This window comes from Streptococcus pneumoniae, assembly GCA_040719455.1.
Classification (GTDB): Bacteria; Bacillota; Bacilli; order Lactobacillales; family Streptococcaceae; genus Streptococcus; species Streptococcus pneumoniae_G.
Genome location: JBFDTN010000001.1, coordinates 1,937,436 through 1,950,312 on the forward strand (window position 1 = coordinate 1,937,436; position 12,877 = coordinate 1,950,312).

Genomic DNA, 12,877 nt, shown 5'->3' on the forward strand with positions numbered 1-12,877 from the left:
AGGAATGATGGATAAGGATTTACAAAAACGAGTCATTTTTGGAGGAGTGGCAGTAGCTCTGTTTCTCCCCCTCTTAATGGCAGGAGGTGTGTTCCTCCAGATTGGCGTGGGGCTACTTGCCATGCTTGCTATCCATGAATTGCTGAAAATGAAAGGATTGAAAACAGCGACTTTAGAAGGGCTTTTGGGCATGCTTGCTGCCTTTGTCTTGACCCTTCCTCTTGAGAATTACTTGAAGTTTTTGCCAGTTGATGGCAATGTTGTTGCTTATAGCATTGTCGTAGGTATCCTCTTGGGGTCAATGGTCTTTCATGAGGATTATAGTTTTGAAGATGCGGTGTATCCGATTGCGTCAAGTTTCTATGTAGGTATGGGCTTCAATGCATTACTCGACGCACGGACAGCAGGACTTGATAAGGTGCTACTTGCTTTATTCATCGTTTGGGCAACAGACAGCGGTGCTTACTTGATCGGTCGAAAATACGGTAAAAGAAAGCTCGCACCCACCGTTTCTCCTAATAAGACGATTGAAGGTAGTCTAGGAGGTGTTATTTTAGCAATCTTGGTTGCTTTTATCTTTATGATTGTGGATAGCAAGGTTGCAGCTCCTCACAACTTTTTGACCATGCTTGTTTTAACCGTTGTTTTTAGCTTGGCAGGACAATTTGGAGATTTGGTGGAAAGCTCAATTAAGCGCCATTTTGGTGTAAAAGATTCTGGGAAATTCATCCCAGGGCATGGTGGCGTTTTAGACCGATTTGACAGCCTACTGTTTGTCTTTCCTCTCATGCATTTCTTTGGTTTATTTTAACAATAGAAAGGTCGGTAACTAGCTAGATGAAAGGAATTTTAGCCTTTGTACTCATTTTCTGTGTGATTGTGGTCATTCATGAATTTGGGCATTTCTATTTTGCAAAAAAATCGGGTATTCTCGTGCGTGAGTTTGCCATTGGGATGGGACCAAAAATCTTTTCTCATATCGGACGAGACGGAACCGCCTATACGATTCGTATGCTTCCCTTGGGAGGTTATGTTCGCATGGCTGGTTGGGGCGAAGATACCACAGAGATTAAGACAGGAAGTCCTGCTAGTCTGACCTTGGATGAAGCAGGTAAAGTCATCCGCATCAATCTTTCTGGGAAGAAGATTGACCAAATGGCTCTTCCTATGAATGTAACGAGCTTTGATTTTGAGGATAAACTAGAAATCACAGGTTTAGTCCTAGAGGAAGAAAAGACCTATCCAGTCGATCACGATGCGACGATTGTCGAGCAGGACGGAACCGAAGTCCGCATTGCGCCGCTTGATGTTCAATATCAAAATGCTAGCATTGCAGGTCGCTTGATGACCAACTTTGCAGGACCCATGAATAACTTTATTTTAGGAATTCTAGCCTTTATGCTGCTTATCTTTATGCAAGGTGGGGTGCCTAATCCTGATAGCAATCAAGTGCGGGTAGTACCAGACGGTGCCTTGGCAAAAGCAGGTGTCAAGACCGATGATGCGATTTTGAAAGTCGGCTCACATGGGATTGACAATTGGGAAGATTTGACCCAAGCTGTGGAGAGTGAAACCAAGAACAGTGAGAGTCAGCCACAGTTGAAACTTCTCGTGAAAACAGGCGGGGAAGAAAAAGAGATTACCGTAGAGCCTAAAAAAGAGGGGGAACGCTATGTGATTGGCGTCATGCCAGCGCTTAAGTCAGACTTGTTATCCATGATTTTAGGTGGATTCACCGAAGCTTGGAATGCTAGCTTCCGGATCTTTGGCGCTCTTAAAAATCTAGTCCTTCGTCCAAATCTGAATGAACTAGGTGGTCCAGTTGCGATTTTCCAAGCCAGCAATCAAGCTGCTAAAAATGGCATTGAAAGTGTCATTGGTCTTCTTGCTATGCTTTCCTTGAATATTGGGATTTTTAACCTGATTCCGATTCCAGCCCTTGATGGAGGGAAAATTGTTCTGAATCTCTTAGAACTCATTCGCAGAAAACCACTCAAACGTGAAACCGAAAGCTATGTGACCTTAGCAGGAGTTGCCATTATGGTCTTTCTCATGCTAGCTGTGACATGGAATGATATCATTCGTGCTTTCTTTTAAGAATTAGAAAAATTGAACCGTAAAGGAGTTTATATGAAACAAAGTAAAATGCTAATCCCAACTCTTCGTGAGATGCCTAGTGATGCACAGGTTATCAGCCATGCGCTCATGTTGCGTGCAGGATATGTACGTCAAGTGTCAGCTGGGGTGTACTCGTACCTTCCTCTTGCCAATCGCGTGATTGAAAAAGCTAAAAATATCATGCGTGAGGAATTTGACAAAATTGGTGCCGTTGAGATGTTGGCGCCAGCTCTTCTTAGTGCAGACTTGTGGAGAGAAAGTGGGCGCTATGAGACTTATGACGGAGGTCTCTATAAGTTGAAAAATGGAGAAGGTTCTGACTTTATTTTGGGACCAACTCACGAAGAGACTTTCACAGCCTTGGTGCGTGATTCTGTCAAATCTTACAAGCAATTACCGCTAAATCTTTACCAAATCCAAGCCAAATATCGTGATGAAAAACGCCCACGTAATGGTCTTCTTCGGACTCGTGAGTTCATCATGAAAGATGGATACAGTTTCCACGCGAACTACGAAGACTTAGATGTAGTTTATGATGAGTACAAAACAGCTTATGAAAATATCTTTACTCGGAGCGGTCTTGAATTTAAAGGGATTATCGGAGACGGCGGAGCTATGGGAGGAAAAGATAGCCAAGAATTTATGGCAATCACACCTGACCGCACAGATCTTGATCACTGGGTGATTTTGGACAAATCTGTGGCAAGTTTTGATGAAATCCCAGAAGAAGTCCAAGCAGAAATCAAGGCAGAATTGGCAAGCTGGTTAGTATCTGGAGAAGATACTATCGTTTACTCAAGCGAATCTGGCTATGCAGCCAATATCGAAATGGCAACTAACGAATACAAACCAAGCAACCGTGTGGAAAGCCAAGCAGAGGTAGCTCGCGTTGAAACTCCAGATTGCAAATCAATTGATGAAGTTGCAGCTTTCTTACAGGTTGACGAAGGACAAACCATTAAGACCTTGGTCTATATGGCAGATGAAGAGCCAGTTGTAGCCCTTCTTGTCGGCAATGACCAGCTCAATGAAGTTAAATTGAAAAATCACCTCGGAGCAAATTTCTTTGAGGCAGCAAGTGATGAAGAGGTCAAGAACCTTCTTGGAGCAAGTTTTGGCTCACTCGGTCCAGTCAATCTGCCAGAAGGTGTGAAAATCATTGCTGACCGCAAGGTCCAAGATGTGCATAATGCTGTTGTAGGAGCGAATGAAGATGGCTATCATTTGACAGGGGTGAATCCAGGACGCGATTTCACAGCAGAGTTCGTTGATATCCGTGAAGTACGCGAAGGTGAAATCTCACCGGACGGCAAAGGTGTTTTGAAATTCGCGCGTGGAATCGAAATCGGACACATCTTTAAACTAGGTACTCGCTATTCAGATAGCATGGGTGCAACAGTGCTAGATGAAAATGGTCGTGCAGTGCCAATGGTTATGGGCTGTTACGGAATTGGGGTTAGCCGCCTGCTTTCTGCAGTCATGGAACAGCACGCTCGCCTCTTTGTGAATAAAACACCAAAAGGTGAGTACCGTTATGCATGGGGAATTAACTTCCCGAAAGAGCTAGCACCATTTGATGTGCATTTGATTACGGTCAATGTGAAAGATGAAGCAGCGCAAGATCTTACACAAGACCTTGAAAATCGCTTGGTAGCAGCAGGTTATGAAGTGTTGACTGATGACCGCAATGAACGTGTCGGAGTAAAATTCTCAGATAGTGATTTGATTGGCTTGCCAATCCGTGTCACTGTTGGTAAAAAAGCCGCAGAAGGCATTGTTGAAGTAAAAATCAAGGCGACAGGGGACACGATTGAAGTCCATGCTGATAATCTACTTGAAACTCTTAGTATTTTAGGAGAACAAAAATAATCCAAAAAGAGAGATTTTTCTCTCTTTTTTTGATTTTTTAGTAAAAGCTGCGAATAGGATAAATAGACAGGTCGCGCGCGGGCCTCTCTAATTGAAAAAGAAATGTTGAAAGGAAACGTCTATGTCACAATTTAATGCTACCCCTACTCTCAAAAAATACTCTCTTCTTGCAGCTTCTGCTCTCACAGCCTTTACCTTGGTGACAGCCCAAGCTTCAGCTGATGAAGTAGATAGCGCACCTGCTCTTCCTAAAACAGAGCAAACAACCGTGATTGCAACAGACAGTACAGCACCTATTGCTGAATTATTCACTGAATCAGTCGATAAGAAAGAAGAAACAGCAGCGCTAGCTTCAGTAGAAAGGGTAGCTGAAAATACAGGGACTTCCACAGTTAACGAGACACCAAGTGTTCAAATGGAGAAAACAGTTATCGCCACAGAAGAAAAAGCAATGCTGGCACCGATTGCTGAGACACACGAAACGACTTCACCTACCGCTATTGCAAGACAAGAAATCAAAACGAAACCAACAACCAATCTTGAAACGCGTGAAGTAAAATCAAGTGTTGAAACTGTAAATGTTCCCTCAGTAAGTTTTCGAATGGCTGCAATAGCATCAGAATTTCGTGGAGATGATTACCCTGCACATTTGAAAAATGCAGCTCAAGATACGATTGTAGATCCATGGACCATGTATAATCGAGAATGTACATCATTTGTAGCCTATCGCTTAAGTTCTGCAAATGGCTATAACCTACCAGCGGGGTATGGAAATGCAGATACGTGGGGAGGTATTGCTCGTAGCAGAGGTATTCGAGTGGATAAAACACCAGCACTGGGTGCGGTTGCATGGTGGGATCACTGCCATGTAGCATGGGTAGCAGAGTTGATGGGTGATCAGGTTCGTATTGAAGAGTATAACTATGATTATGCAGGTCATTATCATACTCGTATTATTCCAACTAGTTCGGTAACAGGTTTCATCCACTTCAAAGATATTGCTCCTGGTGCACCAGCTAGAACCAGTCATTCTCAAGAAGCAAGTTCAGAATTAGCTTCAAGCGGTATTTATCGCTTTACCAAATCTTCTGGTGTGAAAAATATTCCACGTATGTCAGCGCCAGACTTGGCGACCTATGAAGCAGGACAAACGGTTAATTACGATCGAGTGATGCAGGCAGATGGACATAAGTGGATTAGCTATATCAGCTACTCTGGAGTTCGTCGCTATATTCCAGTAGAAGAGGTTCAAAATCCAGCACCACAGCCAGTTGCAACAACGCCAGCCCGTGTCAATATTCCAGCAAGTGGAACTTATCGCTTCACAGTACCATCTCCAATCAAGTCTGAGGCTCGTATGTCAGCGCCGACAATTGCGACCTATGATCCAGGTGAAACTGTAAACTATGACCGTGTCTTGGATGCAGATGGTCATCAATGGATTAGCTACCTTAGCTACTCAGGAGCACGTCGTTATATTGCGATAAATTGATTGAATTATTACATTTTGAATCTAATGTTACAAAAAAATGACAAAAATTTCATTTTGGTGTTGACAAAGTTTCTTTCAGATGATATACTAATAGCAGTTAAAAGAAAAGAGGAAATTAAAAATGAAAAAACAATGGATGACCAAGTCAGCAATGGTATTAGTAACAGCTTCACTACTTCTTGGTGCGTGTGGTAATAAAGCAGAAAAAGCAAGTGATGCTAGCTCAAGTACTGCAAAAGTAGAGCAATCTTCTACCAAAGCTTCAAGTAAAGCAAGCAAGATGAATGAAAAATCTTCAAGTGAGATGAATCAAGCAAGCGAAGAAACTCAAACAAGTACTTCTAGTCAAGAAACAACTACAAGCAACAATGAGAATCAAGAAGCAACAGAGAAAAAGGAAACAGCAGCTGCAAGTGCCATTGATGTGAATGCTCTTATAAATGGAGATTTTTCAAGTATTGCAGGAACATGGCAAAATGATAAAGGAGAAACATTAGTATTTTCAAATGACGGATTGGTATCAGAAGATCGTCAACTACTAACAAATGATGTAGTTGCTGGACGTGCTCACTTTACGATCGCTCCAAAAGTTGTAGGAGAAGGTGGAGCATCAGGATTACTTGTTATGCCTACCGGTGTAGCAGCTCCAGGTGGAACAGTATATACACAAGATGCTATTGTGGTAGCTCAGTCAATGTCTGAAGAAGCTCATCCATACTACAAAACAAACTAATCAGTAAATCAATCAGCATGAAAGGACAGGATTCATGCTGATTTTTCTATTTTTTATATGAAATAGTATAATGTAGTTAGAAAATATCGTGCGAGTTGCTTATGGATAGAAAACTATTTGTAAAACAAATCAAAAATCTGCGTTTAAAAAGGACTTCCTAAAGAAAAATTATCTGTGTGCTAATGGACACGACTGGGGGCGAGAAAAGTGCAATTGACAACTGCGACTTTGGAGTATCTGTCCAAATGATTTGGATGGAGTGGGAGTATTACATCTTTCACGAGAAAAAAGCTAACTTGCCAAAAGAGTGTCAAAATCTCAAGTATCCATTCTTGCTTGGAAAGTTAGAAGAAAAAGAAAGAATATTTCAAAAATGTTACAAATGTTTCAAAAATGTGTTGACAAGATACACAATTGGTATTATAATATAAACAAAAAAGCGAGGTATCTATCATGAAAAAACAAAGAATTCTATCCATGTTTGCACTAACTTCTGTTGCCATTCTACTCACCGCTTGTGGTGGAGAGAAGAAAGAAGCAGGTCAAGCTTCTTCTAGTTCAGTGAAAATTGAAAAAAAGGCGAGCAAAAGCGAAACTAAGAAAAACAGCTCTACTAAATCAAGCAAGGATTCTGAAATGAAAGCTACTGAGACAAGTTCGTCAACGATGGAAAATGTCACAAGTGGAGTATCTGGAGAATCAGAAAATAAAGAAACATCCGCGCCTTCAACGAATAAGGAAAATGAGGAGGAAAACAAAGTGGATGCTTATGTCCCAAATGGCGGAACCCTTTCATTATATGAGGAGACCCCTGTCTATACAGACATGGATAAAGGAGAAGACGCAGGCTTTACACTTCCAGCTGGGGATATAGAATGGGATCAGTACCTAGAAGGTAATGGAGATTATTGGTATAGCTATGAGTCTAATGGAACACGTTATTATATCGCTTACTCAGATGTAGGTCATTGATGCAAATCTTAACTAGAACCACTTCCGTCTCCCACCCGCCCTTTCCTAAAATCCCTCTGTACAACGTGTCTCATCAGGTCGTTGCCTACTACAAAGCCTATCGTTTTATCGGGATTTATATTGAAAATCCGACATATAAGCGCCAGATGTTTCGTATTTTTGGAAATGAGACCTTACTTGGTTTTGCCCTTGTCGAGGCTCAGGATAGCCGTCTCTACTTTTTTGATAAACAAATGACACTCAATCCAAGAGATGTTCACCTTGAAGAACATTTAGAAGAATATATCTATGAAGATTAAAGGAAAAGTCAGCTGTTGCTGGCTTTTTTTCATGTAGGACAAACTTTGTCCGCGGTATAGTGTAGGATAAAGAGAGCCTAGACAAGTTCTCGAAAAATAGTGGACTTTATGGTAGAATAAAGAGATAGAAAAGGACAAGGAAAAGCAAAGATGACAGATAAGTTTCAATTACTCATGAACCAGCTGGATATGCCACTTGATATGCGCAAATCAAGTGCCTTTTTGCATGCGGAGATTGAGCAAGTCTTGGTGCATAAGGTCAGTCGGGTTTGGGAGTTTCGCTTTGTTTTTGCAGAAATTCTGCCGATTGAGCTGTTTAAAGAGCTGAGGGAGCGATTGAAGGAGCAATTTTCAAAGACGGGCAACAAGGCAGTTTTTTCTATCCGAGCAAGGAACAATGAGGTTTCCTCAAGCTTGTTGCAAGCCTACTACCGTGAAGCTTTTTTGGAAGGTCCTTGTGCGAGTCAGGGATTTCGGAGTCTCTATCAGGATTTAGAGGTTCGTTTAGATGCGGGCAAGCTCTTGATTGAGGGGCCATCAACTATTGATACGGAACATTTTAGAAAGACGCACTTGCCAAATCTTTCTAAGCAATTAGAGCAATTTGGTTTTCCACATTTGGTTTGTCAAGTAGTGGCAAATGATCAGTTGACTCAGCAGCAGGTGGAGGCGTTTGAAGCTGAGAAAGAAAAGATTGAAAAGGCAGCCAATGAAGAGGCTCTTGAAGCTTTAGCTGCTCTGGAGAAAATGGCTCCACCAGTGGAAGAAAAGCCTGTCTTTACACAGGAGTCTAGCTATCGCAGACCTGCAGCGCCTAAGCTTGACAAGGCGGAGATTACGCCGATGAATGAGGTAGAAACAGAGGAAAATCGGATTGTTTTTGAGGGCTTGGTTTTTGATGTGGAACAAAAAGTCACTCGGACTGGGCGTGTATTGATTCTCTTTAAGATGACGGATTACACCTCTAGCTTTGTTCTCCAAAAATGGGTTAAAAATGAAGAAGAAGCCAAGAAATTTGACATGATCAAGAAAAATTCTTGGCTGCGCGTGCGGGGAAATATTGAGATGAATAATTTCATCCGTGATTTGACCATGAATGTGCAGGATATACAAGAAGTTGTCCATTATGAACGCAAGGATCTCATGCCTGAGGGAGAAAAGCGGGTCGAATTTCATGCTCATACCAATATGTCTATGATGGATGCCCTTCCTGAGGTCGAAGAGATTGTGGCGACAGCTGCTAAGTGGGGTCATAAGGCGGTGGCCATTACAGACCACGGCAATGTGCAGAGTTTTCCGCATGGCTACAAGGCAGCGAAAAAGGCAGGAATTCAGCTGATTTATGGGATGGAGGCCAACATCGTTGAGGATCGAGTGCCGATTACCTATCATGAAGTGGATATGGAGCTAAATGAAGCGACCTATGTAGTCTTTGACGTGGAGACGACAGGACTTTCTGCCGTGTATAATAAACTCATCCAAGTCGCTGCCAGCAAGATGTATAAGGGGAATGTCATTGCTGAGTTTGATGAATTTATCAACCCAGGTCATCCTTTAAGTGCCTTTACGACGGATTTGACAGGAATTACAGATGATCATGTGAGAAATGCAAAGCCGCTGGAAGAAGTGCTTAGGATGTTCCAAGAGTTCTGCGAGGGCTGTGTCCTTGTTGCCCACAATGCGACCTTTGACGTGGGCTTTATGAATGTCAATTATGAACGTCATGGTTTGCCGATTATCACCCAGCCAGTCATTGATACCTTGGAATTTGCTAGAAATCTTTATCCGGACTTTAAGCGTCATGGTTTGGGACCGTTGACCAAGCGTTTCCAAGTGGCTCTGGAACATCACCACATGGCAAACTACGATGCCGAGGCCACAGGACGCCTGCTCTTTATCTTTTTACGCGATGTAGCAGAAAAGCATGGGGTGACCAACCTTAAAGATTTGAATACGGATCTGGTTGATGAAAATTCTTACAAAAAAGCGCGGGTCAAGCATGCGACGATTTATGTGAAAAATCAGACGGGCTTAAAAAATATCTTCAAATTAGTCAGCTTGTCGAATACCAAGTATTTTGAGGGAGTGCCACGGATTCCACGGACGGTGCTAGATCAGTATCGCGAGGGCTTGATTTTGGGCTCTGCTTGCTCAGAAGGAGAAGTCTTTGATGCGGTTGTGTCAAAAGGGGTGGATGCGGCTGTTGAGGTGGCGAAATATTACGATTTTATCGAGGTGATGCCACCTGCTATCTATGCTCCCTTGATTGCCAAGGAGCAGATTAAGGATGAGGAAGAAGTTCATACGATTATCAAGAGCTTGATTGAGGTGGCTGAGCGTCTCGATAAGCCCGTTCTTGCAACAGGAAATGTCCACTATATCGAGCCAGAAGAAGAGATTTATCGAGAAATCATCGTACGCAGTCTCGGTCAAGGGGCTACGATTAACTGGACCATTGGGCATGGGGAAAATGCGCAGCCAGCGCCCTTGCCCAAAGCACATTTCCGTACGACCAATGAAATGTTGGATGAATTTGCCTTTTTAGGGGAGGAGTTGGCACGCAAGATTGTCATCACCAATCCGAATGATTTGGCGGATACATTTGAGCCGATTGAGGTGGTGAAAGGCGATCTTTATACGCCATTTATCGACAAGGCTGAGGAGACAGTTGCTGAGTTGACCTATCAAAAAGCTTTTGAAATCTATGGAAATCCCTTGCCTGATATTGTGGATTTGCGGATTGAAAAGGAATTGACTTCGATTTTGGGGAATGGCTTTGCCGTGATTTATCTGGCTTCTCAGATGTTAGTGCAGCGCTCCAATGAACGAGGGTACTTGGTCGGCTCACGCGGATCTGTCGGATCTAGCTTTGTAGCGACCATGATTGGGATTACTGAGGTAAATCCACTCTCTCCGCACTATGTCTGCAAGCATTGCCAATATAGTGAGTTCATCACAGATGGTTCTTACGGTTCAGGATTTGATATGCCAAATAAAAACTGTCCAAACTGTGGCGAGCTCCTTTCTAAAAATGGGCAGGATATTCCCTTTGAGACCTTCCTTGGGTTTGATGGGGACAAGGTACCAGATATTGACTTGAACTTTTCAGGGGAGGATCAGCCAAGTGCTCACTTGGATGTTCGAGATATTTTTGGGAGTGAGTATGCCTTTCGGGCGGGTACGGTCGGTACAGTTGCGGCAAAGACGGCTTATGGCTTTGTCAAGGGTTATGAGCGTGATTATAATAAATTCTACCGTGATGCTGAGGTTGAGCGTTTGGCACAAGGCGCGGCAGGTGTCAAGCGGACCACTGGTCAGCACCCAGGGGGGATCGTTGTTATTCCAAACTATATGGATGTTTATGATTTTACGCCTGTCCAGTATCCGGCTGATGATGTGACAGCCGAGTGGCAAACGACTCACTTTAACTTCCATGATATTGATGAAAATGTCTTGAAACTCGATGTCCTTGGACACGATGACCCGACCATGATTCGAAAGCTTCAAGACCTATCGGGCATTGACCCTAATGAAATCCCTATGGATGATGAGGGAGTAATGGCTCTCTTTTCTGGAACGGAAGTTCTAGGCGTGACGCCTGAACAAATCGGCACACCGACAGGGATGCTTGGGATTCCAGAGTTTGGAACCAACTTCGTTCGAGGAATGGTGGATGAGACCCATCCAACAACCTTTGCAGAATTACTCCAGCTCTCTGGGCTTTCTCACGGAACCGATGTCTGGCTGGGGAATGCACAGGATTTAATCAAGCAGGGAATTGCTGACCTATCGACCGTTATCGGTTGTCGGGACGACATTATGGTTTATCTCATGCATGCGGGATTGCCTCCGAAAATGGCCTTTAATATCATGGAGAGGGTGCGTAAAGGCTTGTGGCTCAAGATTTCTGAGGAAGAGCGCAATGGCTATATTGCTGCTATGAAGGAAAACAAGGTGCCAGAATGGTACATTGAATCCTGTGGAAAAATCAAGTACATGTTCCCCAAAGCCCATGCGGCAGCCTATGTTATGATGGCTTTACGGGTGGCTTATTTCAAGGTTCATCATCCGATTTACTATTATTGTGCTTATTTCTCCATTCGTGCCAAAGCCTTTGATGTCAAGACCATGGGAAGTGGACTTGAGGCTGTTAAGCGCAGGATGGAAGAGATTGCTGAAAAACGCAAGAACAATGAAGCAAGTAATGTCGAGATTGACCTCTACACCACTCTTGAAATTGTCAATGAGATGTTAGAGCGGGGATTTCATTTTGGAAAAATTGATCTCTATCGCAGTCATGCCACAGAGTTCTTGATTGAGGGAGATACCTTGATTCCACCATTTTCTGCCATGGATGGTCTGGGTGAAAACGTAGCCCGTCAGTTGGTACGCGCAAGAGAAGAAGGGGAGTTCCTTTCAAAAACAGAGTTGAGAAAACGAGGTGGCTTATCTGTAACCCTTGTGGAAAAAATGGATGATATGGGGATTTTAGGGGATATGCCAGAGGATAATCAGCTCAGTCTATTTGATGATTTTTTCTAGTAGTAGAAGATGAAGTTAGAAATTAAAGCTAGTGATAGCGATAAGAAAATATGCATTTCAGTGGCTTGATGCAGCCATTCATTAGTGCCTAGTTACGGTTTGTGGAACGATTTTAGGAGTGCTCGTGTTGAAAAAACTCTTGAGTTGTCGAAAAGAAAAATAGGAGAATATATGAAAAAGAATAATCCTTTTATCATTTTATTAAGTTTTTTAGGAATATTTATTTTAGCTGCTTTTGTTTGGATGATGATCTTTAGCACGTTTACACCAGCTGGATTTCCAGAAGATCAGACTTGGGAGCCATTTCCCTATGCAATTCCTAGTTTTGCAATGGTGACAACCGTCATCTTGACCTTGAGTTTGCAGTACAATCAACTACGTTTTTTAGAGCAGCGTTTGGAAAATAGCAAGAGTAATATCGCTGTTTATGAAGAGCGTAACAAGAAACTTTTAGACAAGGCCAATCGCTTTGTTGATAAGCATCAAGATCGTGAAAAAGAAACGATAGTGGATGTAGCTAAGGTTTCGGGCAAGGAATATCAAAAAGAAGTTAGACATCACCTGAAAGGTTCAACGATTGAATCATCAGCAGAATTTGGTCAATTTTTAGATGAAATGCCAGATTTGTTAGCGAATAAAAATGTGGAGCGTTTGCTGCAAGAAATTTTTGATACAGAAAATAACCTGGCTCAATTCCGCTTTGCTTATAACCAAGATGTGGAAAACTTCAATGTACAGTTGCATGAATTTCCGACAAACATCGTTGCAAAATTGTGCAAGATAAAACCGAAAGAGTACTATATCCTTTCTGTGGATGAAGAATTCACAGATGAAATGTTGGGTATTTAACGA

The 12,877-nt window shown here is 42.6% G+C and carries 9 protein-coding genes; all 9 read left to right on the top strand.

The window, feature by feature from the left end; translation table 11 throughout:
- Positions 1-7: 7 nt before the first annotated feature.
- The 9 genes from AB1I63_09450 to AB1I63_09490 all read left to right on the top strand — a co-directional run bounded on the left by AB1I63_09450 (position 8) and on the right by AB1I63_09490 (position 12,874).
- On the top strand, positions 8-811 hold the full coding sequence (locus AB1I63_09450) for a phosphatidate cytidylyltransferase (protein MEW4355055.1): 804 nt from the start codon (positions 8-10) through the stop codon (positions 809-811).
- A gap of 26 nt (positions 812-837) precedes the next feature.
- On the top strand, positions 838-2,097 hold the full coding sequence (gene rseP, locus AB1I63_09455; protein MEW4355056.1) for an RIP metalloprotease RseP: 1,260 nt from the start codon (positions 838-840) through the stop codon (positions 2,095-2,097).
- A gap of 33 nt (positions 2,098-2,130) precedes the next feature.
- Positions 2,131-3,987, top strand: a complete 1,857-nt coding sequence (locus AB1I63_09460) for a proline--tRNA ligase (protein MEW4355057.1) — start codon at positions 2,131-2,133, stop codon at positions 3,985-3,987.
- 121 nt (positions 3,988-4,108) lie between these two features.
- Entirely contained in the window at positions 4,109-5,479 is a 1,371-nt protein-coding gene (locus AB1I63_09465) for an SH3 domain-containing protein (protein MEW4355058.1), read from the top strand.
- A gap of 121 nt (positions 5,480-5,600) precedes the next feature.
- The gene (locus AB1I63_09470; GenBank protein ID MEW4355059.1) at positions 5,601-6,212 is read left to right on the top strand and encodes a DUF6287 domain-containing protein; all 612 of its coding nucleotides are present in this window, start codon (positions 5,601-5,603) and stop codon (positions 6,210-6,212) included.
- A 453-nt stretch (positions 6,213-6,665) separates the two neighbouring features.
- Positions 6,666-7,184, top strand: a complete 519-nt coding sequence (locus tag AB1I63_09475; protein MEW4355060.1) for a hypothetical protein — start codon at positions 6,666-6,668, stop codon at positions 7,182-7,184.
- The gene (locus AB1I63_09480; GenBank protein ID MEW4355061.1) at positions 7,184-7,483 is read left to right on the top strand and encodes a hypothetical protein; all 300 of its coding nucleotides are present in this window, start codon (positions 7,184-7,186) and stop codon (positions 7,481-7,483) included. Before AB1I63_09475 ends, AB1I63_09480 begins: the two co-directional genes overlap by 1 nt.
- 150 nt (positions 7,484-7,633) lie before the next feature.
- The gene (locus tag AB1I63_09485; GenBank protein MEW4355062.1) at positions 7,634-12,025 is read left to right on the top strand and encodes a PolC-type DNA polymerase III; all 4,392 of its coding nucleotides are present in this window, start codon (positions 7,634-7,636) and stop codon (positions 12,023-12,025) included.
- 171 nt (positions 12,026-12,196) lie between these two features.
- Positions 12,197-12,874 carry a LemA family protein gene (locus AB1I63_09490; protein ID MEW4355063.1) on the top strand — a complete coding sequence of 226 codons (678 nt, stop codon included), beginning with the start codon at positions 12,197-12,199 and terminating at the stop codon, positions 12,872-12,874.
- Positions 12,875-12,877: the final 3 nt, after the last annotated feature.